Source organism: Arthrobacter sp. 10L424 (assembly GCF_056395325.1).
Window position 1 is genome coordinate 21178 of the sequence record NZ_JBFTJH010000010.1, and the last position, 24591, is coordinate 45768.

At 67.5% G+C, this 24591-nt stretch carries 19 protein-coding genes and 1 riboswitch; of the genes, 5 read left to right on the plus strand and 14 right to left on the minus strand.

Translation table 11 applies throughout. The annotated features are described in order from the left end of the window. Positions 1 to 66 precede the first annotated feature (66 nt). A complete protein-coding gene (gene purH, locus AC1DC5_RS15515) occupies positions 67 to 1752 on the plus strand; it encodes a bifunctional phosphoribosylaminoimidazolecarboxamide formyltransferase/IMP cyclohydrolase (RefSeq protein WP_476865765.1) in 1686 nt (561 codons plus the stop codon). Between the two features lie 425 nt (positions 1753 to 2177). Here the strand turns inward: purH and AC1DC5_RS15520 are convergent, their stop codons facing one another. Further along, the gene (locus AC1DC5_RS15520; RefSeq protein ID WP_476865766.1) at positions 2178 to 3179 is read right to left on the minus strand and encodes a trypsin-like serine peptidase; all 1002 of its coding nucleotides are present in this window, start codon (positions 3177 to 3179) and stop codon (positions 2178 to 2180) included. A gap of 246 nt (positions 3180 to 3425) precedes the next feature. Here AC1DC5_RS15520 and AC1DC5_RS15525 point away from each other — a divergent pair, with 246 nt between their 5' ends. Further along, positions 3426 to 5645 carry an NADP-dependent isocitrate dehydrogenase gene (locus AC1DC5_RS15525; protein WP_476865767.1) on the plus strand — a complete coding sequence of 740 codons (2220 nt, stop codon included), beginning with the start codon at positions 3426 to 3428 and terminating at the stop codon, positions 5643 to 5645. A 93-nt stretch (positions 5646 to 5738) separates the two neighbouring features. On the opposite strand, the gene AC1DC5_RS15530 is transcribed toward AC1DC5_RS15525, so the two are convergent. The 13 genes from AC1DC5_RS15530 to purU all read right to left on the minus strand — a co-directional run bounded on the left by AC1DC5_RS15530 (position 5739) and on the right by purU (position 20833). After that, the gene (locus tag AC1DC5_RS15530; RefSeq protein WP_441405707.1) at positions 5739 to 6263 is read right to left on the minus strand and encodes a mucin-associated surface protein; all 525 of its coding nucleotides are present in this window, start codon (positions 6261 to 6263) and stop codon (positions 5739 to 5741) included. Next, positions 6260 to 7528 (minus strand): serine/threonine-protein kinase, encoded by a 1269-nt coding sequence (locus AC1DC5_RS15535; RefSeq protein WP_476865768.1) that lies wholly within the window; start codon positions 7526 to 7528, stop codon positions 6260 to 6262. The genes AC1DC5_RS15530 and AC1DC5_RS15535 overlap by 4 nt, the downstream gene beginning before the upstream one ends. Positions 7529 to 8256: 728 nt before the next feature. Then, positions 8257 to 8925, minus strand: a complete 669-nt coding sequence (locus AC1DC5_RS15540; RefSeq protein WP_476865769.1) for a hypothetical protein — start codon at positions 8923 to 8925, stop codon at positions 8257 to 8259. Positions 8926 to 9780: 855 nt separating this feature from the next. After that, positions 9781 to 10851: a Gfo/Idh/MocA family protein gene (locus AC1DC5_RS15545; RefSeq protein ID WP_476865770.1), complete on the minus strand. Its 1071-nt coding sequence runs from the start codon at positions 10849 to 10851 to the stop codon at positions 9781 to 9783. A gap of 170 nt (positions 10852 to 11021) precedes the next feature. Further along, positions 11022 to 11729 (minus strand): ABC transporter ATP-binding protein, encoded by a 708-nt coding sequence (locus AC1DC5_RS15550; RefSeq protein WP_476865771.1) that lies wholly within the window; start codon positions 11727 to 11729, stop codon positions 11022 to 11024. A gap of 2 nt (positions 11730 to 11731) precedes the next feature. Then, a complete protein-coding gene (locus AC1DC5_RS15555) occupies positions 11732 to 13165 on the minus strand; it encodes an ABC transporter permease (protein WP_476865772.1) in 1434 nt (477 codons plus the stop codon). 186 nt (positions 13166 to 13351) lie between these two features. Next, positions 13352 to 14455 carry a substrate-binding domain-containing protein gene (locus AC1DC5_RS15560; RefSeq protein WP_476865773.1) on the minus strand — a complete coding sequence of 368 codons (1104 nt, stop codon included), beginning with the start codon at positions 14453 to 14455 and terminating at the stop codon, positions 13352 to 13354. A 61-nt stretch (positions 14456 to 14516) separates the two neighbouring features. After that, the gene (mmsB, locus tag AC1DC5_RS15565; protein WP_476865774.1) at positions 14517 to 15785 is read right to left on the minus strand and encodes a multiple monosaccharide ABC transporter permease; all 1269 of its coding nucleotides are present in this window, start codon (positions 15783 to 15785) and stop codon (positions 14517 to 14519) included. 49 nt (positions 15786 to 15834) lie between these two features. After that, positions 15835 to 17391, minus strand: a complete 1557-nt coding sequence (gene mmsA, locus AC1DC5_RS15570) for a multiple monosaccharide ABC transporter ATP-binding protein (protein WP_476865775.1) — start codon at positions 17389 to 17391, stop codon at positions 15835 to 15837. 130 nt (positions 17392 to 17521) lie between these two features. Then, on the minus strand, positions 17522 to 18712 hold the full coding sequence (locus AC1DC5_RS15575; protein WP_476865776.1) for an ROK family transcriptional regulator: 1191 nt from the start codon (positions 18710 to 18712) through the stop codon (positions 17522 to 17524). A gap of 129 nt (positions 18713 to 18841) precedes the next feature. Further along, on the minus strand, positions 18842 to 19360 hold the full coding sequence (locus AC1DC5_RS15580) for a gamma carbonic anhydrase family protein (RefSeq protein WP_441405717.1): 519 nt from the start codon (positions 19358 to 19360) through the stop codon (positions 18842 to 18844). 139 nt (positions 19361 to 19499) lie between these two features. Next, the gene (locus tag AC1DC5_RS15585) at positions 19500 to 19913 is read right to left on the minus strand and encodes a class I SAM-dependent methyltransferase (protein ID WP_441405718.1); all 414 of its coding nucleotides are present in this window, start codon (positions 19911 to 19913) and stop codon (positions 19500 to 19502) included. 59 nt (positions 19914 to 19972) lie between these two features. Beyond that, positions 19973 to 20833, minus strand: a complete 861-nt coding sequence (gene purU, locus AC1DC5_RS15590; protein ID WP_441405719.1) for a formyltetrahydrofolate deformylase — start codon at positions 20831 to 20833, stop codon at positions 19973 to 19975. A gap of 98 nt (positions 20834 to 20931) precedes the next feature. After that, positions 20932 to 21017, plus strand: a riboswitch (ZMP/ZTP riboswitch). Between the two features lie 171 nt (positions 21018 to 21188). On the opposite strand from purU, the gene glyA reads away from it, so the two are divergent. The 3 genes from glyA to AC1DC5_RS15605 all read left to right on the plus strand — a co-directional run bounded on the left by glyA (position 21189) and on the right by AC1DC5_RS15605 (position 24581). Then, positions 21189 to 22490, plus strand: coding sequence for a serine hydroxymethyltransferase (gene glyA / locus AC1DC5_RS15595; RefSeq protein ID WP_441405720.1), 1302 nt, complete (start codon positions 21189 to 21191; stop codon positions 22488 to 22490). A 4-nt stretch (positions 22491 to 22494) separates the two neighbouring features. Further along, the gene (locus tag AC1DC5_RS15600; RefSeq protein ID WP_441405721.1) at positions 22495 to 23406 is read left to right on the plus strand and encodes a bifunctional methylenetetrahydrofolate dehydrogenase/methenyltetrahydrofolate cyclohydrolase; all 912 of its coding nucleotides are present in this window, start codon (positions 22495 to 22497) and stop codon (positions 23404 to 23406) included. Positions 23407 to 23630: 224 nt separating this feature from the next. Beyond that, positions 23631 to 24581, plus strand: a complete 951-nt coding sequence (locus AC1DC5_RS15605; protein WP_441405722.1) for an ABC transporter ATP-binding protein — start codon at positions 23631 to 23633, stop codon at positions 24579 to 24581. Positions 24582 to 24591: the final 10 nt, after the last annotated feature.

A 24591-nucleotide genomic window follows, 5' to 3' on the forward strand; every position in this document is an offset into this window, starting at 1 on the left:
CGACGCGATAAACTGGCCGCATCCCCACCACCCGCGGCCCCGCCGCGATATAAGACGGAGACTTTTGTGAGCTTCACGCAGCTTGACCGTGTATCCATCGACCGTGTTCCCATTCGCCGGGCCCTGATCTCGGTCTACGACAAGACCGGTCTGGAGGAGCTCGCGAGGGGCCTGCACGACGCCGGCGTCAAGATCGTCTCTACCGGCTCCACCGCCAAGAAGATCGCCGCCGCCGGCATCCCTGTGCAGGAAGTCGAAGAGGTCACCGGCTCTCCGGAAATGCTGGACGGCCGCGTCAAGACCCTACACCCGCGCGTGCACGGCGGCATCCTCGCCGACCGCCGGGTCCCGGCCCACATGGACACGCTCGCGTCGATGGACATCGAGCCGTTCGACCTCGTCGTCGTGAACCTCTACCCGTTCGTGGAGACCGTCAAGTCCGGCGCCGCGCAGGACGACGTCGTCGAGCAGATCGACATCGGGGGCCCGGCGATGGTGCGCTCCGCCGCGAAGAACCACGCCGCCGTCGCGATTGTGGTGGACCCGTCCTCATACAGTTCCGTGGTGGCTGCCGCTGCCTCCGGCGGCTTTGACCTGAAGACCCGGCGCCGGCTCGCCGCCAAGGCCTTCGCGCACACCGCGACCTACGACACCGCCGTCGCCAGCTGGACCGCGAGCCAGTTCCTCGACGAGGACGGCGACGGCGTCATCGACTGGCCCGCGTACGCCGGCCTGGCCCTGGAACGCTCCGAGGTGCTCCGCTACGGCGAAAACCCGCACCAGCAGGCCGCCCTCTACGTGGACAAGGCCGCGCCGGCCGGCATCGCGCAGGCCGACCAGTTGCACGGCAAGGCCATGAGCTACAACAACTTCGTCGACGCGGACGCCGCCCTGCGCGCCGCGTTCGACTTCGCCGAGCCCGCCGTCGCAATCATCAAGCACGCCAACCCCTGCGGCGTGGCCGTGGGTTCGGCCTCCGCGGCGGACCCGATTGCCGACGCGCACGCCAAGGCGCACGCCTGCGACCCGGTCTCCGCGTTCGGCGGCGTGATCGCGGCCAACCGCACGGTCACCGCGGGCATGGCCCGGACCGTCGCCGGCATCTTCACCGAGGTCGTCATCGCGCCCGGCTTCGAGGACGAGGCGGTAGAGATCCTGTCCAAGAAGAAGAACATCCGCCTCCTGGCCCTGCCCGAGGGCTACGGCCGCTACCCCTCCGAAATCCGCCAGGTCTCCGGCGGCGTGCTGGTGCAGATGTCGGACAGGGTGGACGCCGACGGCGACAACCCGGCCAACTGGACCCTCGCCGCGGGTGTTGCCGCCGACGCCGACACCCTGGCTGACCTCGCCTTTGCCTGGACCGCCTGCCGCGCAGCCAAGTCCAACGCCATCCTGCTGGCTTCGGATGGCGCCGCCGTGGGCATCGGCATGGGCCAGGTCAACCGGCTTGATTCCTGCAAGCTCGCCGTCGAGAGGGCCAACTCGCTGGGTGTTTCGGTGGAGTCCGAGGTTGACGGTGCCGGCGGTGCCTCGAACGCTGATGCCAGCGGCGCCCCCGAGCGCGCCCGTGGCGCGGTGGCGGCGTCGGACGCGTTCTTCCCGTTCGCCGACGGCCTGCAGATCCTGATCGACGCCGGTGTCCGCGCCGTCGTCCAGCCCGGCGGCTCGGTCCGGGACGATGAAGTCATCGCCGCAGCCAACGCCGCGGGCATCACAATGTACTTCACCGGCGCCCGGCACTTCTTCCACTAAGGGGCCGCGCCCGACGACGTCGAGATCGGTGGCGCGCGGTCAATCCGGCCCTGGCGGCACCAAGAATGGACATGTCCTCCCCTTGCGGAGGGCATGTCCATTTTTCGTGGCCGCGGGCGGGCATATTGGGATTATGTCCAGGCCTGAGTCCCGGGGGAGGGGCATGTCCCCGCGGCTGGATGGTGCGGAGTGGATTGCGGGCAGGTGCGCGTCGAGGGACATGCCCATAGTTCGCGCCGGAAACTGGGCAGAAGAGGGTTATGTCCAGTCCCGGGCTCCAGGGGAGGGCATGTCCCGGCCACCGTGAGAAACCAGCCCGAAACACCGGGACGACACGCCAACGCGGGGCCACCTGGGCCCATCCCCGCTGCTGGAGATGGGCCTCGAGTGACCCCGCGCTGGTGTTTGTGTGGCTGGCAGCGGGCCTAGGCGGCTGCCGCGCTGCTGTAGGCCTGCTGGATGACGGAGCCCCAGTACGGGCCGTACATCTTGGTGGAGTTGGTTCCGTAGCCGTAGCTGTTGACCGAGTTCTGGTAGCCGGACGAGCTGGAGCCGATGAACCAGGGGCCGCCGGAGGAACCGCCGGTCATGTTGCAGGAGATGCCCTGGGTGTTGAACTGCGGGTTGTTCGGGTCGTTGGAGGCGGTGCCGCTGCAGCTCTTGAGGGACTCGCCGTTGAACGGCGCCGCCGCGGGGTAGCCGAACGCCTTGTAGCTGAGGCCGCGCGCTGCGTTGAACTGCACACCGGAGGCGCCGACGACGTCGGCGAGCTTCTGGCCGTTGAGGGTGTTCATGACAGCGAAGCCCGTGTCGTAGGTCATGTCGCCGCCGGAGCTCCACTGGGTCGGGGCGTAGAGGGCCTTGGCCGTCCACATGCCGTAGGGGGCGGAGCCGTTGAGGTAGGCCGGGACGAACGTGAACTTGGTGGCGAAGGCGCCCGGGCCCTCGTTGAGGCAGTGGCCGGCCGTGGAGACCGTGCTCTTGTTCGCGGAGGACACCGAGTTGGCGGAGCAGACGTAGTTGGCGCCGCCCAGGGTGAAGAAGACCTTGCCGATGTGCTTGACCGGGGACTCGCTGGCGTTCGCCTTGGGCGTCACTGCCTTGGCCTGCAGGCTCGGGGACTGGGCCTCGACGGTGCTCGGCGCTCCGGCTTCCGCGGGCCGGTTCGCGGCGGCCTTCGAGTTGGCGCTCCGCTGTTTGGCCCTCTCAGCCAGCACGTCGCCCGGGATGGCGTTGCGCATCTTCTCCGCCGTCCAGTATTCCGCTCCGCCAGTCTCGACGACGGTGTGGCTGGTGACGCCCGACGTCTCTGTCGGGGCTTTGCCGGGTGCCGGGGCCGCGCTCGCGGCGCCCGCGGCGCTCAGTGCCAACAGTGCCGCGGCCGAGAGGCTGAGGAGGCTGGTGGCAAGAGTTTTGCGTGTTCTCATGGGTGTCCTAACCGGTGGAAAGCGGGGCGGCCGCTGGTGGTGGCCGCTGTGATGGAACGAAACTACGGGACTTTGACGAATCTGTAAAGTCGATTGTCAATTCTTGTCAAAGCTGATTGCGGCCGTCACGGAGTCCGGGTCCTCCGACGCCGGTAGGCGGCAACCCGGCTCCCTCGGGTAAGTTAGGGGTGTTGAGATAACACAAGATTCCGGAAATACCCAGACCTTCAGGGAGACGCCCGAGCAATGGCAAAGATTATCTATACCCACACCGACGAAGCGCCGATGCTGGCTACCTATTCGTTCTTGCCGATTGTTGAAGCCTTCGCTTCGACGGCCGGTGTGGAAGTGGAGACCCGCGACATTTCGCTGGCCGGCCGCATCATCGCATCGTTTGGCGACTACCTCACCGAAGAGCAGCGCGTCAGTGACGCACTGGCCGAACTCGGCGCCCTCGCCAAGACGCCGGAAGCCAACATCATCAAGCTGCCGAACATCAGCGCCTCCGTGCCGCAGCTGAAGGCCGCCATCGCGGAACTCCAGGGCCAGGGCTACGCCCTGCCGGACTACCCGGACAACCCGTCCTCGGACGAGGAGACGGACATCCGCTCCCGGTACGACAAGATCAAGGGTTCCGCCGTCAACCCGGTGCTCCGTGAAGGCAACTCGGACCGCCGTGCGCCGCTCTCCGTCAAGAATTACGCCCGCCAGAACCCGCACAGCATGGGCGCGTGGACCCCGGAGTCCAAGACCAACGTTGCCACGATGGACGCCGATGACTTCCGCTCCAACGAGAAGTCCGTGGTCATCGAGGCGGACACCAACCTCAAGATCCAGCTGGTCAAGGAAGACGGCACGGTCAAGGTCCTCAAGCGTGCCTTCCCCGTCCTCGCCGGCGAGGTCATCGACGGCACCGTGATGCGCGCCGCCGCGCTGGATACCTTCCTCGCCGCCCAGGTTGCCCGCGCCAAGGAAGAGGGCGTGCTGTTCTCCGCCCACCTCAAGGCCACCATGATGAAGGTCTCGGACCCGATCATCTTCGGCCACGTCGTCAAGGCGTACTTCGCCGAACTGTTCGACACCTACGGCGCCCAGATCGCGGCCGCCGGCCTGAGCCCGAACAACGGCCTCGCCTCCATCCTCAACGGTCTCGCGGACCTTCCCGAAGAGATCCGCGCCGACGTCGAGGCCGGCATCCAGAAGGGCCTGAACGACGGCCCCGAGCTGGCCATGGTCGATTCCGACAAGGGCATCACCAACCTGCACGTCCCCTCCGACGTGATCGTGGACGCCTCCATGCCTGCCATGATCCGCAGCTCCGGCCACATGTGGGGCCGCGACGGCCAGGAAGCCGACACCCTCGCCGTCCTCCCGGACAGCAGCTACGCCGGCATCTACCAGGTAGTCCTCGACGACTGCCGCGCCAACGGCGCCTTCGACCCGACCACCATGGGTACCGTCCCGAACGTCGGCCTGATGGCCCAGGCCGCCGAGGAATACGGCAGCCACGACAAGACGTTCGAGATCCAGTCCGCCGGAACGGTGCAGCTGGTCGACGACGCCGGCACGGTGCTGATCGAGCACCAGGTCGCCCCGGGTGACATCTGGCGCGCCTGCCAGACCAAGGACGTGCCGATCCGCGACTGGGTCAAGCTGGCCGTCACACGCGCCCGTGCGTCCGCCACCCCGGCCATCTTCTGGCTGGACAAGGGCCGCGCGCACGACGCCCGGATGATCGCGAAGGTTGAGGAGTACCTCAAGGAGCACGACACCGAGGGCCTGCAGATCGCCATCATGTCCCCGGTGGAGGCTACGGCCTTCACGCTCGAGCGGATCCGCAAGGGCGAGGACACCATCTCGGTGACCGGCAACGTGCTCCGCGACTACCTCACGGACCTTTTCCCCATCCTGGAACTGGGCACCAGCGCCAAGATGCTCTCCGTGGTGCCGCTGATCAACGGTGGCGGCCTCTTCGAGACCGGCGCCGGCGGCTCCGCTCCGAAGCACGTCCAGCAGCTGCTCAAGGAAAACCACCTGCGGTGGGACAGCCTGGGTGAGTTCCTGGCGCTCGCCGTCAGCTTCGAGCACCTCGCCACGTCCACGGGCAACGCCCGTGCGCAGGTCCTCGCCGACACCCTGGACCGCGCCACCGGCACCTTCCTGCTGGAGGACAAGTCCCCGAAGCGCAAGGCCGGCGAACTCGACAACCGCGGCAGCCACTTCTATCTGGCCAAGTTCTGGGCCCAGGAGCTGGCGCGCCAGACCGACGACGCCGAGCTGGCGACGGCGTTCGCCGCTGTCTCCGGTGCGCTGGATTCCGGCGAGGAGACCATCGTCGGCGAGCTTCTGGCCGTCCAGGGCTCCCCGGTGGACCTCGGCGGGTACTTCCACCCGGACGCGGCCAAGGCCACCGCAGCCATGCGGCCCTCGGCTAAGTTCAGCGAAGTGCTGTCGATGCTCAGCTAGATCCGCTGCGCCGGCGGCCAGCCGGCAGTGATAAAGAGGGAGGAGCCCGCGGGCTCCTCCCTCTTTTGTGTACTCCCGGCGGATTGGCAGGGTCTAGTCTTTGTCTTTGCCCTTGCCTTTTCCCTTGCCATTGTTGACCGGTGGCACGGGCGCGACGGCGGGCGGGGGAGCCTGTGCTGCCGCAGCCGCCGCTGCGGCATCGGCTTCAGCCTGGGCGGCGGCTGCAGCGGCGGCCTGCGCCGCCGCTTCCTGTTCGGCGGCAACCCGGGCGGCTTCGGCCTGCCGGGCGGTGATGTCCGCGCGGACGGTATCGACGGACTTCCGGATGCCTTGGTGGCGCTTGAAGGACACCTCGCCACGGGCGGCCGCCTCGTCCAGCTTCAGGACGAGTTCGTCGAGGTGCTTCAGCGACGCTGCCGGATCGTTGGCCGCGGCGGCCTCGGTGACGGCCAGCACCGCGGATTGAAGCTGCTTGGCGGCGTCGCGGTCCAGCTCGGCCGCCGGCGCGCAGCCAGCCAACGTGCCGGTAAGCAGCGCCGCGCTGAGGACCCAGGCGGTCAGGTGCGGACGGGAGCTGCGGGGCCGTGGGGCACGGGAATGCCGGGTTGTCAGTTTCATGGTTCCACACTCTTCTGCAGTTCCTGCAGGTGCTGGCCGAGGTCCCCGGTCACTGCCGGATAGGGGACGACGGCGGGCGGCTCGGGCGCAGCGAAGGCGACGGCGGCAGCCACGGCACCGGTAACGAGCGCCAACAACGCAATGGACAGCAGGAGCTGCGTACGGCGGCGGGCCAGCCGGAAGCGGGAGGCGGTCCGGGATGCCAAGGATCCGCGGCGGGCTTCCGGACTCGTGACCGCGTCCGGGTCCAGCAGGTGCGTGGCCGGGGTGCCTCCGCCGCCGATTCTCGTAGCGGCGATCGGCGCGGTAGTAGTGCCAAGGCCTGTCGCCGGTCTGGCGGATGGTATCCGCGGGGGCCGGGCCGGCGGTGCGGGCAGCACCCGGGTGCGCTCTTCCGCGAGCGGGCCGGGAAGCGATTCGGGGGAGACCAGGGCATGCCGCAGCGCAACTTCGAGGTCCGCTGCGGACGGCCGGTCCAGGGGATCCAGCGCGGTCATGGAGCGGATCAGATCGGCCCATTCGGTGGGGACGGCATCGGGGATGCCGGGCGCCCTGTGCAGCCTGGCGACGGCGGATTCCACGGCGCTGCCGGGATATTCGACCTCGCCCTTGATGCATTCGAGCAGGACCAGCCCCAGCGAATAGATGTCGCTTGCCGGGCCCAGGTCCGCGCCCCGGGACTGTTCCGGGCTCAAGTACGCTGCGGTGCCCACCATGGTGCCCGTGGCGGTCAGCCGGGTCCCGTCCATGATGCGGGCAATCCCGAAGTCGGTGAGCTTTGGCCGCAGCGGTTCCCCGGGACGGACCGGAACCAGCAGGATGTTGGCCGGTTTGATGTCCCGGTGGATGATGCCGAGCGAGTGGACATAGGCCAGGGCGTCCGACACGCCGGCTCCGATGACCGCGATCTCATCCAGCGGCAGCGGGCTGTGCCGGATCCGGGCCCGGAGGTCCTGCCCGTCCACCAGTTCCATGGTCAGGAAGGGTCGGGGTTCCTCGGGGATCCGCGTGTCGGTGCCGGCGTCGAAGAGGGTGACCAGGCTCGGATGGTTCAGGGTTGCCAGCAGTTCAATCTCGGCTTCCTGGCGCCGGAGTTCGTCGGGGTCGGCGGACTGGGGTGCAAAGAGCTTGAGCGCGACGTCGCGGCCCAGGTTCATGTCCTTGGCGGTGTACACGGAGGCCATGCCGCCCCTGCCGATCATTTCCCCCAGCCGGTAGCGGCCGCCCAGGAGTACTGCCGTGACGATTTCGGGCGAACTGTCCACGCTTATCCCCGTCCTTATTCCCGTGCGCCACGGCGGCGCCCCTCAAGAATGATACCGGGACGGGTATTGGCTCCCCGCAAGGCGGCCGCGGACCGACGGCCGCTGTGCGGGACAGATGCTTCCGCATCCTGTTGCCGTTGGGTCCCCCCAGCGGACCCAACGACGGAATGCTTTGCCGGTTCGTGTTGCCGTTGGGTCCCCCCAGCGGACCCAACGACGGAATGCTTTGCCGGTTCGTGTTGCCGTTGGGTCCCCCAGCGGACCCAACGACGGAATGCTTTGCCGGTTCGTGTTGCCGTTGAGTCCCCCAGCGGACCCAACGACGGAATGCTTTGCCGGTTCGTGTTGCCGTTGAGTCCCCCAGCGGACCCAACGACGGAATGCCCTTGCCGGAGCCTGTGAGGTCGTTGAGTCCCCCAGCGGACCCAACGGCATCGCTCCGGTCTCACGAGACCTAGCGGAAGCGGGGCGGCTTACGGCGGGCGTTCCTTGTAGTGCGGTGCCGGTTTGAGTCGCGCCGGCGGTCCTTCGGGCGCGCTCGGCCCGGGGTGCAGCCCTACGGGCGCTGACGACGTCGGTCCCGCGGCTGAAGCGGTGAAAATGGCATAAGGGGTGCCGGAATACCGGCAGCGGACGTTGGCGTCCATCGGGGGGTCTCCTGAATGACTGTTGGCGGGCGCTCAACGGCAGCCCGATTGGCCGTGCTCTGTGGAGGCAGAGACGGCTAACTAGTCAGGAGAAGAGCCGGGGTCAGCGGCGACGGCTGAGTGGACGTGCTGCAGCGGGCCACGGATAGGTTCCGCGCCAGCAGTGGGAATCACCAGGTACTGGCTGGGAAGCCAGGCGGCCGCACTTCCGGGGCCACCGGACGAGAACGCCGATCCGGATCCGGAGCCGGGAGCTGCGGGCAGCGCATTGGGAGCGGGCAGACCTGTCCCCTGGGGCCACGGTCCCGGGTGGTCGTTGCCGCCAGGCGCCGGCGGCGCAGTGCCTCCAGGGGCAGAGCCTGCCGGGGGCGCACTGGTTTGCTGGCCGTCCCCTGTGAGCCAGGTGTCAGCCTTCAGCGCAGAGAGGTACGGGGTACTTCCATAGGCCAAGTAGTCGGGCGCCGACGTCGCCTCGTGCAGTTCGGGCAGGGCTGAGGTGCTGTCCTGGCAGTCTGCAGGGGCGCCGGAATCCGGGGCGACGGGGGTGTCAGCGGGAGCGGGAGCCGGGACTGCCACGTCCAGGAGCGCCAGATCCAGACCTTTCGGATCAGTGGACGGTGCCGGGACTGTAACGGGCTCTGCCGGCAGGGGGTCGGTCACTGCCGGGACCGTGGGCTCCGGGACAGGCTCGGCCGCGGGGGTCGTCGGATCGGTGGACGCCAGTGTGGGATCCGTGGCCGGGGCGGTCACCGGAGGCGTTGGATCGGGAGTGGCCACTGGAGTGGTGGGAGTCGGTGTGGGAGCCGGGTACGTCACGTCCGGGTCCGGGGCCGGCGTCGGTGTCGGGCCCGAACCGCTTGGCGATGGCGTTGGCGTTGGCGTGGGGGTGGTTGGTGTCGGCGTCGGCGTCGGTGTCGTCGGGGACGGGGACGGGGCCGGCGCAGGTTCCGCCGTGGGCGGGGAGGTCGGCGCGGCCGTGGGTTCAGGGGCTGGGGCCGGAGCAGGTGCGGGGGGCGGAGCGGGAGCGGGTGCGGGGGCAGGGTCCGGAGCAGGGGCGGGGTCCGGAGCGGGAGCGGGTGCGGGTGGCGGAGCGGGGTCGGGAGCAGGTGCCGGGTCCGGAGCGGGCGCGGGCGCGGGCACTGCGGACTCGGACGGGACCGGAACGGCCGAAGCGGAAGGGGCAGGCGCCGGATCCCCGGTGGGGACGGGAACAGCGGCCCAGGGTGTACCCGTGGGCGTGGGCACGGCCGTTGCCATGCGCTGAACTGCCGCCGAAAATGTCGGCACCGGAACTGATTCTGCGGAGGTGGCTCCGTCGGGGAGCATCATGACCGTTGCGGACGTGCCGCCCGCCGTCGGCGAGGGAGTGGCCCCATCGTCAGCAATGACTGGGTTCGTTGAGAGTGCCAGCCAGGCGATCCCGGCGACGCCGCCCAGAAGCACCGTTCGGAGGGTACGGCGCGCGCGCAACGGGATTGATGCTGGGTCCACGCGCACACCCCATTTCCCCGAGAGCTCGATGGTTGCATATAGGGTAAGTCCGCACGCGGCGGCGAGTCCAGAGTCAAAAGTAACTTGACGGCTCAGGCGCCCCACAAATTGCCGTCACCGGGCGTCGTTCGGGTAGCTCACTCCCAGTTGGGCGCGTACCCCGTCGAACAGCCGCATGGTGTTGAGGGAGTCCTCGAGCAGCATCACGGGGCTTTCGGTGAGCCCTTGCTGGATGCAGCGGGTGACTTCGCGCAGCTCGTAGCTGTAGCCTCGCCCGACGACGTCGAAAGACTCACTGCGGGGACCGTCGAAGCCCACCTGGACGAGGAGCTCCTTGGGATTATTAATCGAGCCGACAGACTGCAGGAAGCCGCGGCTGCCGGCCACTGTGGCGGTTCGGGGGCCGTGCGCCAGCAGGGAGGAGGTCAATTGCGCCTGGGCGCCGTGGTGGTAGCCCAGCGTCAGCGCGTTCTGGGCGTCGACGCCGTCGTCGTTCAGCCAGCCGGTGGCAGTGACGGTCTGCGGGAAGCCCAGGGTGCCCAGGGCCCAGAGCAGCGGGTAGACGGTGAGGTCCAGCAGTGCGCCGCCGCCATCCTTCGGTGCCCAGAGGCGCGAGGTGGGCGAGTACGGCGCCGGGAAGCCCAGGTCCGCTCCCACCCACTTGACCTCCCCGATTTCGCCGGAGGCGGCGATCTCGAAGGCCCGCTGCATGCCCGGCAGGAAGCGGCTCCACATGGCTTCCATCAGGAACAGGCCGTTGGCGCGGGCCAGGGACACCAGCTCGGAGGCTTCCCGGGCGTTGACGGTGAGCGCTTTCTCGCAGAGCACGTGCTTGCCCGCGGTCAGGGCCGCCATCGCGATTTCGTGGTGGTGGGCGTGCGGTGTGGCGACGTACACGACGTCGACTGCGTCGTTGGCGAGCAGCCGTTCATAACCGGTCTGCCCGTTCTGGTTCCCGTAGGCCCGGGCGAAGCCGAAATCGGCGGCGAAGGCATCCGCCGCCGCCTGTGTGCGCGAACTGACCGCGTAAAGCTCGGCGTCGGCAAGTAGTTCCAGATCGCGGGTCACGGACGCCGCAATGCCTCCCGTGGCGATGACGCCCCAGCGCAGCCTGGCGCCGGTGGCCGTGCGGGGATCGGGGTCCGGCTGGCTGAAAAGCCAGGGCTTAGCGATGAGGGCGGTCATGGAGTCATCTTCTCACCCGGGGGAGAGGGGACCGGGGGAGCACGCCATACCTGAGGGAGCGTTTGGGAGTTGGCCGCCGAAGCTGATGGACCGTTTGGGAGTTGGCCGCGGAAGCTGGGGGCTGGTTGAGGGGGGAGCCCCCGGCTTCCGCGGCGTCTGTGGGGCGGGCGTCAGGCGGGGGACCCCGCCGGAACCCGGGTGCGCGCGGACTCCTCCGTCAGCCGGCCTTGCTGGAGGCGGAACCGGCGGTCGGTTTTGTTGGCCAGCGAACGGTCGTGGGTGACCACGAGGATGGTGGTGTTGTGGTCCCGGCTCAGCGAACTGAGGAGCTCGATGATGTGCTCGCCGGTCTGTTCGTCCAGGTTGCCTGTCGGCTCGTCCGCGAGGATCAGCTTCGGGGAGTTGGCCAGTGCCCGGGCGATCGCCACCCGTTGCTGCTCGCCGCCGGAGAGCCGGTTGATGCGCCGCACATGCTTGTCCGGATCGAGCTGCACCTGCTCCAGCAGCGCTTGGGCACGCTCCAGGCGGGCAGCCTTCCGGATCCCGGCAAACTCCATCGGCAGCATCACGTTGTCCACAGCGGACAGGTTCGGGATCAGGTTGAACTGCTGGAACACGAAGCCGATGTCCCGCCTGCGGTATTCGGTGAGCTTGCTGTCCGGCATGCCGGCCAGACTCACGCCGTTGACGAGGACGTCCCCGCTGGTCGGCTTGTCGAGGGCGCCGAGGAGGGACAAGAGGGTGCTTTTGCCGCTGCCGCTCTTGCCGACGATCGAGGCCAGGGTGCCCTGCTCGAGCTCGAAGCTGACGTCGTTGACCGGCTTGATGGTGCGGTCGCCGGACTTGAAGGTGCGGACCAGGTTTTTGACTTCGATCATGGCTACTCTCCTCGGAGGACTTCGATGGGACGGATGCGTGCGGTGAGGAGGGCCGGAACCAGGGCCCCGACGACGGCGACGCCAAACACGGCGGCAATCCCGGCGGCGATCACGCCGGGGGAGGCGCTGGCGGTGACGGAGGTCAGCAGCTGGCTGGTCCCGCCGAGAGGGTTCCCGCCGGGAGCGCCGGGGAAGCCGCCTGCCATGCCGGCACCGGGGACCCCGCGCTGGCCGGCCACGGTGGCGGTGGCGGTGGCGGTGGCGGTGTTGGAGCTGATCAGCGCGGAGGCGATGCCGCCGCTGGCGAAGGACGCGACGGCGGCACCCACCGCGCTGCCCAGGGCCACGAGGACCAGCGCCTCCAGCACGAACTGCAGGCCGATGGTGCGGTTCCGGGCGCCGATCGCCTTCAGCACACCGATTTCCCGGCGGCGCTCGCGGACCAGCATGACCATAATCAGCAGGATGATCATGCCTGCGGTGGCGAGTGCCGCCACAAACGCGGTGAAAGAGATGGTCTTGACGCTGCCGAGCGAGCTGACCGCCGTTTCCAGGTTGCGCTGGCCCTGGCTGACGTCGGCCATTCCGGTGCCGAGCGCATCCTGCAGCGCCGATTTGGCGGCGTCGACGTTTTCCATCGAATCGACGGTGACGATCATCGTGGACAGTTCCCCGGGGAGTTCCGCGAGAGCCTGGGCCGCCGGGAGCGTGAGGTACAGGGCGTTGTTGCCGAAGGCCGTGCCGGCGTCGAACAGGCCCGCCACGGTGAAGGTCTGGTCCTTGATGGTGAACGTGGAGCCGACGGTGAGACCGTTCTTCTCGGCGAGGGTGGTGCCCAGCAAGGCACCGGTGGACTCGGCGGTGTAGTCGCCCAGTCCGGTGCCCTGTGTCAGCTCCAGTGCCTTGCCGGTGGTGTCCACCTCGGCGCCGACGCCGGTGGCCGTGATGGGCACCGAGAACGCCGGCGCCGCGCCGGTGCCGGTTCCTGTGCTGCCGGTGGCCGCCTGATTGCGCGAGCCGAGCGTTCCGGCGTCGACGGCGGCAGTGAGGCTGGTGGTCGCTGCGGTGGCGGACTGGCCGCCCGGGCCGCCCTGCCCGCCTGGACCTCCCGCTTGCGCGGAAGCGGCGTCGGCGTTGCGCAGACGCAGCGCCTTGGTGCCGACCACCGTGCTCACATTCGGCACGGCGGCCGCAGTGGCGGCCTGTTCCACGGTCAGCGGCTCGCCGCCGCCTTCGAAGCCCTGCCCGCCGGCGGGATTGACGGTCAGCACGGTGCCCACCGAGGCGTTCAGCTCCGCGACCTTCCCGGCGACAGCCTGGTTGGCCACCAGCATGGCGAGGGCGAGGCCGATGGCAACCGCCAGCACGGCCACCACGGCCGCTGTTCGGACCTTGTTTCGAAAGGCGTTGCCGATACTCCGGGCAAGGACGCTCACGTGACTCCTAGGGATCTCAGGCCGGCCGGAAGGGCCGGCGGCTGATCCCACACTGGTACGGGCTGCTGTGCGGATCGCCGTCCGGAGCTATGGATCCGCTGTGAACGGCTGCGCCGGGTGCCGGGCAGCAAAAAGCCCCGGTCCGCCAGGAGGCGGAGCCGGGGCTTTTGTGGTGCAGTAAACGAACTACTGCTTGGTGAGCGGTCCGAGGACCGGATCGTTGACGTAGGCCGTGTGAACGTTGGCCGAGGTCACGATGACCGGCTCCAGCAGGTACGCCGGAACCACCTTGACCGTGTTGTTGTACGACTTGTCATCGTTGATCTCAGGCGTCTTGCCGGCCTGGAGGTCCTTCACCATGGTGATTGCATGCTCCACGAGCTTGCTGGTGTCCTTGTTGATTGTGGAGTACTGCTCACCGGCCATGATGGACTTGACGGACTCAACTTCGGAGTCCTGGCCCGTAACGACCGGAATCGGCTTGCCTGCAGCCTTTACCGAGGTGATGATCGCGCGTGCCAGCGTGTCGTTGGGGGACAGTACACCGTCGAGCGTTGCAGTGCCGTAGGTTCCGGCGAGCAGGGTGTCCATACGCCGCTGGGCGTTCTCTGCCTTCCAGCCCTGGGTCACGGCCTGCTCGAAGGAGGTCTGGCCGGACAGCACCTTGAGGGTGCCGTCGTCGATCTTCGGCTTCAGGACGCTCATGGCGCCGTCGAAGAAGACCTTCGCGTTGGCGTCATCCGGGGAACCGGCGAAGAGCTCGATGTTGTACGGGCCTTCCGGCTTCTTGGCCTTCATGCCCTCCAGCAGCGCCTGGCCCTGGAGTTCACCGACCTTGAAGTTGTCGTAGGCCACGTAGTAGTCCACGTTCTGGGTGTTCAGCAGCAGACGGTCATACGCGATGATCGTGGCGCCGGCTTCCTTGGCCTGCTGGAGCTGGGTACCCAGCTGCGCACCGTCGATGGCACCGACGATGATGACCTTGGCGCCCTTGGTGATCATGGCGCTGATCTGGTTCTGCTGTTCCGACACGCCGCCGTTGGCGAACTGCACATCCGGCTTGAAACCGGCGTTCTTCAGTCCGTCGTTGAAGAGCGTCTCCGCCAGAACCCAGTTTTCGCTGGTCTTCTGGGGGAGCGCGACGCCGATCAGGGAATCCTTCGGGAACGCCTCCCCGCCTGTTGTTGAACCGCCGGAGGTTCCGGAGTCCGTGCGGCCGCAGGCCGTCAGCGCCAGTGCCGCAATAGCAGCGATTGCTGCTGCCTTTCCTGCTTTACCAATCAGTCGCATTGCTTGGTTCACTTTCTTTAGATGGTGTGCGGAGAATTGTGGAGCTGTCCAGAGGGGCGGATCAGATGCCCCTTGAGATGACCTCTTTGGTTTGGGTGGTTTCGTCGGCCTTGATCTCGCTGCTGCGGCCGAAGTTCTTCATCAGCATGCCGATGATGGATTTCTTGCCCTGGGACTTGTTGTAGACATCGAACGCGACGGCGATCAGGAGCACGAGGCCCTTGATGATCTGGGTCAGGTCGGCGCCGACGCCGAGGAGCTGCAGGCCGTTGTTCAGGACGGCCATGACCAGGCCGCCGACGATCGAGCCGATCACGGTGCCGACGCCGCCGGTCACCGCGGCGCCGCCGATGAAGACTGCCGCGATGGCGTCCAGTTCCCAGCCGACGCCGTCGAACGGGCCGGAGGCGGTGGAGCGGCCGACGAAGATCATGCCGGCGAGGCCGGCCAGGACGGACATGTTCATCATGACCAGGAAGTTGACCTTCTTGGACTGGACGCCGGAGAGCTCTGCGGCGTGCCGGTTGCCGCCGACCGCGTAGATGTGGCGGCCGATGACGGTCTTGGAGGAGATGAAACCGTAGATGATGACCAGGGCTGCCAGGATCAGGCCCGGGATCGGAAAGGACGTGCCCGGCCGGCCGGTCGCGAACAGGTACGTCGCGTACAGGATGGCGCCGTTGATCAGGACCATTTTAGTGATGCTGACCCAGGCTTCGGGGACCTCGGCGCCGAGGGCTTTGGCGTTGCGCCGGGAGCGGATCTCGCTGAAGATCACGAACGCGACGGCGGCCAGGCCCAGCAGCAGGGTGAGGTTGTTGTAGCCGGTGCTCGGACCGATTTCGGGCAGGTAGCCGGAGCCGATCTTCTGGAAGTCCCCGGGTACCGGGATGGTGTTGGACTTGCCGACGTACTGGTTGGCGCCGCGGAAGATCAGCATGCCGGAGAGGGTGACAATGAACGCCGGGATGCCGACGTAGGCAACCCAGAACCCTTGCCAGGCACCGATCAGGACGCCGAGTCCGAGCCCCATCAGGATGCCGAGGTACCAGGGGATGCCCCAGTCACGGATGAAGAGGGCCACGCAGACGCCCACGAAGGCCGCGACCGAACCCACGGAGAGGTCGATGTGGCCGGCGATGATCACCAGGACCATGCCGATGGCAAGGATCAGGATGTAGGAGTTGCCGTTGAAGAGGTTGATGACGTTGCCCGGGGTGAGCGTGCGGCCATCGGTGGCAATCTGGAAGAAGATGATCAGCGCCACCAGGGCGAAGATCATGCCGAATTGGCGGGTGTTGCCGCCAAAGAGCTTCTTGAGCGCGTTCATTGTTTTCAGTCCTTGTTTCCGGAGTGTTCGGAGCAGTTGGCCACAGCGGTCAGGCAGTCTTGCGGGCGGAGGTCATGAGTTTCATGAGGTTTTCCTGGCTGGCTTCGTCCTTGTTGACCACACCCGTGATGGCGCCTTCGAAGATGGTGTAGATGCGGTCCGAGAGGCCCAGCAGCTCGGGCAGCTCCGAGGAGATCACAACCACGCCCTTGCCCTGGTTGGCCAGCTGCTGGATGATGCCGTAGATCTCGTACTTGGCGCCGACGTCGATCCCGCGGGTGGGCTCGTCGAGGATCAGCAGCTCGGGGTCGGTGAACATCCATTTCGCGAGCACCACCTTCTGTTGGTTGCCGCCTGAAAGCTTGGCCACCCCCTCCTCCACGGAGGGCGCCTTGGTCCGCAGCGATTTGCGGTACTGCTCGGCGACGGTGAACACCTTGTTGGCGTCAATGACGTTACGTTTGCTGACCTTGCGCAGGTTCGCCGCGACAGTGGTTTCTTTGATGTCGTCCAGCAGGTTCAGGCCCAGGGACTTGCGGTCCTCGGTGACGTAGCCCAGGCCCGCGTCGATCGCCTGCTTGACGCTCTTGAGCTCCACTTCCTTGCCGTCCACGTAGACATGCCCGGAGAGGAACCGGCCGTAGGACCGGCCAAAGACGGAGCGGGCCAGCTCGGTGCGCCCGGCGCCCATCAGCCCGGCGAAACCGACGATCTCACCGCGGCGGACGAAGAAGCTGGAGTTCTTGCAGACCATGCGGTCCTGGACCTGCGGGTGGCCAACGTTCCAGTTCTTCACCTCGAAGAAGACCTCGCCGATCTTCGGCTCATGGTCCGGGAAACGGGATTCCAGGGTCCGGCCCACCATGCCCTTGATGATGCGGTCCTCGTCGACGCCGTCGGCCTTGACGTTGAGCGTCTCGATCGACTTGCCGTCGCGGATGATGGTGATGGAATCCGCGATCTGCTCGATCTCGTTGAGCTTGTGGGAAATGATGATCGACGTGATGCCGCGGCCCTTCAGGCCCAGCATCAGGTCCAGCAGGTGCTGGGAATCGGACTCGTTCAGCGCCGCCGTGGGCTCGTCAAGGATGAGGAGCTTCACCGACTTGTTCAGGGCCTTGGCGATCTCGACCAGCTGCTGCTTGCCGACGCCGATTTCCTTGATCGGGGTTTCCGGGTCTTCCCGGAGCCCCACCCGGGCCAGCAGCTCGGTGGAGCGGGTCCGGGCCTCGGCCCAGTCGATCACCCCGCGCTTGGTGGGCTCGTTGCCCAGGAAGATGTTTTCCATGATGGACAGCTCGGGAATCAGCGCGAGCTCCTGGTGGATGATCACGATGCCGGCGTGCTCGCTGGCCCGGATGTCCTTGAACTGCTGGACTTCGCTCTGGTAGACGATGTCGCCGTCGTAGGTGCCGAACGGGTAAACCCCGGACAGAACCTTCATCAGCGTGGACTTGCCGGCGCCGTTCTCACCGCAGATCGCGTGGATCTCGCCGGCCTTAACCCGCAGGTTCACCTCGGACAATGCTTTAACGCCGGGGAACTCTTTGGTGATGGAGCGCATCTCGAGAATTACCGGATCGCTGTGCGTGTTGAGGGACGTCATCTGCCCTTACGCCTCCAATGCATGACTTCGTTGTCCGCCCCTGCAAACCGCAGGGCCGTCTGATGGAAAAGTAAACTGGATCACAGGTGTTGTCGTCAAGTCTTTAACGCAACAGCCCGATAACGAAAGCTCAGTTCCGGCGGATTCCGGCGTGCTGGAACACCAGTGCGGTGGCACCGAGGGCCTCGGCGCGGTCGCCCAGCGACGACATGGTGAGCGTCGTCGTCTCGCCGATCACGGGCACGGCGTGCCGGACCAGGCCCCGCCGGATAGGATCCAGCAGCAGCTCGCCGAGCCCGGCGAGGGGGCCGCCGACCACAATCACTTCGGGGTTGATGAGGTTCGCGACGTTGCCCAGCGCGCGGCCCGCGGCCAGCCCGGCGTCGTCCACCACGCGCAGCGTGGCCGAGTCGCGGGCGAGGGCCTTACGCACGATGTCCTCGCTGCTCTGCGGCTTGTCCTCGCCCCGGCTCAGGAGCTCCATCATGGTGGTGGTGGAGGCGATGGTTTCCAGGCAGCCGCGGTTGCCGCAGCGGCAGACCAGGCCGTGCTCGTGAATCGTCGCATGGCCGATCTCGCCGGTGATGCCCACGTTCCCGTAGTACGGCATCCCGTTCAGGATGAGCCCGGCGCCGATGCCCGAGCCGATCTTGAGGAACAGCAGGTTGCTGATGCTGCTGTGCGGACCCCAGGTGACCTCCGCCAGGGCGCCGAGGTTGGCGTCGTTGTCGAGGAAAACGGGGAGATCCAGCGCTTCTTCGAGGCGTTTGAGGATGTTGATGCCCACCCATTCGGGCAGGATGGCGCCCTGCGCCACGGTGCCGGTGCGGCGGTCGATGGGCCCGGGAATCCCGACGCCGGCACCCACCACGGCGCGGCGTTCCACTCCGCTGTGGGCCAGGAGCCGGTCCAGCAGTCCGACGGCGGCCCTGATGCCCTCCTCGGCGTGGTGGCCCAGGGGGAGCAGGACCGATTCCTCGGCGATGACGTGATAGCTCAGGGAGGCCAGTACGACGCGCAGGTGCCGGCGGCCGAAGTCGATTCCGACCGCCACGGCCCCGTTGCTGTTGAGCCGGACGTTGAGGGCCCTCCGGCCAGAGCTGGTAATCGGTTCGGTCGACGCCAGCCCGGCATCCTGCATGATCTTCACGATGTTCGAAATCGTCGCCGTGGAGAGGCCGGTCTGACGTGCGAGTTCCGCCTGCGTGGAAGGTCCGGCGAGAAGGCACTCGATGATCCGCTGCTGGTTCAAATGCCGGAGGGCGGATTGTGATCCGGGGTTTTTGGTTCGGCTCCTCGTTGAGCGCGTTGGTGAGGGCATGCAATGAAGCGTCCCGCATCAAACGCTTGTAGTCAAGAAGTTAACGCAACTGCAGCACGCGTGTCGTTTCGGGCGGCACCCCGGCCGCGGGCTGCCGCCGTCGTCCGCCGGACCCCCGGCGCCGGGCTGTCAGGAGTGCAGTTCCCGGTGCGCCCGGGCCAGCTCCCGGTAGTGTGCGGCGTTCTGCTGGACCCCGGCGAACTCCTCGTCGCTGAGCTCGCGCCGGACCTTGGCCGGTACCCCTGCGACCAGCGAGCGGGGCGGGATGACGGTTCCTTCCAGCACCACGGCGCCGGCCGCGATGAGGGAACCGGCGCCGATCACCGCGCCGTTGAGGATGGTGGCGCTCATGCCGATCAGGCAGTCGTCCTCGACCGTGCAGCCGTGCACGACGGCGCTGTGGCCGACGCTGACCCGGGCGCCGACGGTGCAGGGGAAGCCCGGGTCCGCATGCAGGACGACGTTGTCCTGGAGGTTGGTGCCGGCGCCGACGGTGATCGCGGCGGTGTCGGCCCGGACGGAGACGCCGTAGAAGGCGCTGGAATCCTCGGCGAGCGTTGCCTTGCCGATCACGGAGGCGCTCGGGGCGACGAAGGCGGATTCATGGACAGCCGGGGTGTCGCCGGCGAATGCGTAGATGGGAGCCATTCCTCCAGCCTAGGACACGCACCCGGCCGCGAACGGGTAGAACCAGCGCCGCCCCTCAGCCCCGCTCCTCCCGTTGAGCTATCAGTTGTTGTCGTTTTCAGCGCTGAGAACGACAACAACTGACAGGTCAACGTGGGTTTCAGTCGGGGGAGCGCAGGACGGTGAAACCCCCGCCCTCGCCGCCCGGGTCGGGTTCCGGGAGGACGACGGCGATCGGGGCGCCTGGCGCCGTCACCCGGCCGAGTTCGCGGACGACGTCGTCCCATTCCTCCGGCGGCAGGCCCGCCAGTGCGTCGACCGCCCAGACCGAGGGGAAGGCCGCGTCTGCGAACGGCAGGGAGCCGGCCCCCGCCACCGAGGCTTCCAGCCCGCGGGCGCGCGCGGAATGGATGTTGTCCTCGGACGGGTCGACGCCGGTGAAATGGATGCCGGACTGGACAAAGCGCAGCCCGTCCGTGCCTTGGCCGCAGTCGAGGCCCAGCACGCCCCTGCGGCCCTCGGCCTTGAGCAGGGTCACGAATTCCGAGAGCGGGTCCTCCGCGGAAAGTGCCATACCCCTATTCAATGACCGCCGTCAGCCGAAAACAACGGGGTCAGGTGAATACAGCCGGGTCAGTTGAAGACAACTGTCCGGTTGCCGTCCAGCAGGACCCGGTGCTCGGCATGCCACTGCACCGCCTGGGCCAGGGTGCGGCCTTCCACGTCGCGACCCATCTGGACGAACTGCTCGGCCGTGCGCCGGTGGTCCACGCGGATGACTTCCTGCTCGATGATCGGGCCCTCGTCCAGGGCGGCCGTCACGTAGTGCGCGGTGGCCCCGATGAGCTTCACGCCGCGGGCATGCGCCTGGTGGTAGGGCTTGGCGCCCTTGAAGGAGGGCAGGAAGGAGTGGTGGATGTTGATGGCCTTGCCGGTCAGCTCCTGGCACAGTTCGTCGGAGATGATTTGCATGTAGCGGGCAAGGACCGTGAGTTCGACGTCGTGCTCGGCCATCAGGGCCCGCAGTTCATCCTCGGCCTGGACCTTGGTGGCCGGAGTGACCGGGATGTGGTGGAAGGGGATGCCGTAGAACTCGGCCAGGCCCGCGAGGTCGCGGTGGTTGGAGACGATGGCCGGGATCTCGATCGGCAGGGTGCCGGAGCGCTGCAGGAACAGCAGGTCATTGAGGCAGTGCGCCGACGTGCTGGCCATGAGCAGGGTGCGGACCTTGCGGCCGGCCGGGTTCAGGCTCCACTGCATGCCGAAGGCCTGGGCGACAGGTTCCAGGGCGGCCTGAAGCTCCAGCTGGGAGGCCGCCGTCGTTGCCTCGACGCGCATAAAGAAGGTGCCGGTAGCCTGGCTGCCGTACTGCTGCGAGTCCGCAATATTGCCGCCCGCGACGAGCAGGGCGCCGGCGACGGCGTGCACGATTCCGGGGCGGTCCGGGCAGGAGAGGGTCAGGATGTAGGAAGCAGTCAGCTGGTCGTCAGTCACGGGGATTAGCCTACCCGCGGCGGCGCAAGGGCTGACGCACGATTGCGCGCAGTGACTGTGCGCAACGACTGTGGCCGGGGCGCCGCTCTGGGGTAGTCTGGTCGGGTCGCAACTGGCGTTGGGTGGCTAACCACCAGGGAGCGGCATTCACGAAGACCACGGATCGTACGCCTGGGCCGAGGGTCATGTTTTCCGGTTGGCAGCATCCCGCTGCCAGCCCGCATCGGCACCCCGCTTTCGGGGTCCGGTCCCTTGGCACGTCCCCGTTATCCGGGGCCGTAATTTAGGGGCGCCGCCGCGGGCCAGCCGGTAACCTGACCTTAAGCAGTGCCCGTTGCCTAGCCAGGAGTTCCCCGTGACCACCTCCCTTAGCCTTTCTTCAGCCGCAGTGAGCAATCAGCCGCTGGCTGACCTCGATCCCGAAATCGCCGCCGTCCTCGCCCAGGAGCTCGGCCGCCAGCGAGGCACCCTGGAAATGATCGCCTCCGAGAACTTCGCCCCGCGCGCAGTGATGGAAGCCCAGGGCTCAGTCCTGACCAACAAGTACGCCGAGGGCTACCCCGGCCGCCGCTACTACGGCGGCTGCGAATACGTCGACATCGCCGAGCAGCTCGCGATCGACCGCGTGAAGGACCTGTTCGGCGCCGAGTACGCCAACGTCCAGCCGCACTCCGGTGCCCAGGCCAACGCCGCGGCCCTCTCGGCCATGATCACACCGGGCGACAAGATCCTTGGCCTGTCCCTGGCCCACGGCGGCCACCTGACGCACGGCATGAAACTGAACTTCTCCGGCAAGCTGTACGACGTGGCCGCGTACCAGGTCGAGGAAGACAACTTCCGTATCGACATGGATAAGCTCCGTGCGCAGGCCATCGCCGAAAAGCCGCAGGTGATCATCGCCGGCTGGTCCGCCTACCCGCGCCACCTCGACTTCGCGGCCTTCCGCTCCATCGCCGACGAGGTGGGCGCCCTCCTGTGGACCGACATGGCGCATTTCGCCGGACTCGTCGCCGCCGGACTGCACCCGAGCCCGGTCCCGCACTCCGACGTCGTCACCTCCACGGTGCACAAGACCCTCGCCGGGCCCCGCTCGGGCGTGATCCTGGCCAAGAAGGAGTGGGCCAAGAAGATCAACTCCAACGTCTTCCCGGGCCAGCAGGGCGGACCGCTCATGCACGTCATCGCCGCCAAGGCCGTCGCGTTCAAGATCGCCGGCACGGCAGAATTCAAGGAACGCCAGGAGCGCGTCCTGGAAGGCGCCCGGATCATCGCCGACCGCCTGAACCAGGCCGACGTGTCCGACGCCGGCGTCTCCGTCCTCACCGGCGGCACCGACGTGCACTTGGTCCTGGTGGACCTCCGCAACTCCCAGCTGGACGGCCAACAGGCCGAAGACCTCCTGCACTCGGTGGGCATCACGGTCAACCGCAACGCCGTCCCGTTCGACCCGCGCCCGCCGATGGTCACCTCCGGCCTGCGCATCGGCACGCCCGCCCTGGCCACCCGGGGCTTCGGCGCCGAAGAGTTCACCGAGGTCGCCGAGATCATCGCCACCGCACTGAAGGCCGGCTCCGCCACGGACGTGGAGGCGCTCCAGTCCCGCGTGGACAAGCTCGCCGCAGACTTCCCGCTGTACCCGCAGCACGAGCAGTGGTAAGCGGATGACGACGGAGACCGCCAGCATCCCTGCCAACACCGCCCGCATCCTTGACGGCAAAGCCACCGCCGCCACGATCAAGGCCGAACTGACCGAACGCGTCGCCGTCCTGAAAACCAAGGGCATCGTCCCGGGCCTGGGCACCATCCTGGTGGGGTCCGACCCGGGCAGCACCTGGTACGTCGGCGGCAAGCACAAGGACTGCGCCGAGGTGGGCATCACGTCCATCCGGCGCGACCTGCCGGAGGACACCACCCAAGAGGAGCTCCTGGCCGTGGTCCGGGAGCTCAACGAGAACCCGGAGTGCACCGGCTACATCGTCCAGCTCCCGCTTCCGGCGCACATCGACCAGGACGTCATCCTGGAGGCCATGGATCCCGACAAGGACGCCGACGGCCTGCACCCGATGAACCTGGGCCGGCTCGTGGCCAACGTCAGCGGACCCATGAAGTCCCCGCTGCCGTGCACGCCCAAGGGCTGCGTGGAGCTGCTCACCCGGCACGGCATCAACCTCAAGGGCAAGCGTGTCCTCGTGGTGGGCCGCGGCGTCACGATCGGCCGGCCCGTGGGGCTGCTGCTGACCCGCAAGGACGTCAACGCCACGGTCATCCTGGCCCACACCGGCACCGTGGACCTGCCCGCGGAACTCCGGCAGGCCGACGTCGTGATCGCCGCGGCCGGCCAGCCGCACATGATCAAGGCGGCGGACCTCAAGCCCGGCGCGATTGTGCTCGACGTCGGCGTCAGCCGCGTCGACGACGGTACCGGCAAGGCTGTGGTCACCGGAGACGTGGACCCCGCCGCGGCCGACGTCGCCGCCTGGCTCTCCCCGAACCCCGGGGGGGTGGGCCCCATGACGCGCGCCATGCTGCTGGCCAACGTGGTGGAAACCGCGGAACGCCACGCGGCCGCTTAGGCCTAGTCCCGGAACCTGAACAGCGTGGACCGCAGGGCGCCACCTCCTTTGGCGGAGGTGGCGCCCTGCGTCGTCTGGGCACCGAAGGTAACAGAACGGCAAACGTCTGGATTTTTTACGAAAAGACTCTTTCATAGTTCGGCCGTTTCCATTACCGTGTTCGGGTGCCTGAACTCGTCTCGAAGCAAACCTCACCCACGGAAGCCTCCTCAAAGGACGCCCCATTGAGCAGCTCCTCTACTACCGGCGCTCCGCAGTACGTCATCACTGCCGAAAACCTGACCAAGCGCTACGGCGATGTCGTCGCCGTCGACGGCATCTCCTTCTCGGTGCCCGCCGGTGAGGCGTTCGGCCTGCTCGGCCCCAACGGCGCCGGCAAGTCCACCACCATGAAGATGATCGGCGGGGTGTCCCAGCGGACCTCCGGAAGCCTCAGCATCATGGGCCTGGATCCAGACCAGAACGGCCCGGAAGTCCGCGCGCACCTGGGCGTCGTCCCGCAGCAGGACAACTTGGACGAGGAACTCAAGGTCCGGGACAACCTGCTGGTCTACGGCCGGTACTTCGGCCTGCCCATGAGCTACCTCAAGCCCAAGGCCGACGAACTGCTGGAGTTCGCCCAGCTCACTGACAAGGCTAAATCCAAGGTCGATGCGCTCTCCGGCGGCATGAAGCGGCGGCTCACGATCGCGCGCTCCCTCATCAACGAACCCCGGATCCTGCTGCTGGACGAACCCACCACCGGGCTGGACCCGCAGGCCCGGCACATCCTCTGGGACCGGCTGTTCCGGCTCAAGGAGCAGGGCGTCACCCTGATCCTCACCACCCACTACATGGACGAGGCCGAGCAGCTCTGCGACCGGCTGATCGTGGTGGACAAAGGCAGGATCATGGCCGAGGGCTCGCCCGCCAGCCTGATCCGCGAGTATTCCACCCGCGAGGTCCTGGAACTGCGCTTCGGCTCGGAACGCAACGCCACGGTCGGCACCGAACTTGAGGGCATCGGCGAACGGGTGGAAACCTTGCCGGACCGCGTCCTGATCTACGCACACGACGGCGAGGCCGCCCTCGAAGAGGTCTCCGCCCGCGGGCTCCGCCCGGTGACCTCGCTGGTGCGCAGGTCTTCGCTCGAGGATGTCTTCCTGCGCCTGACGGGCAGGAGCCTCGTTGACTAAGAAAGCAGAG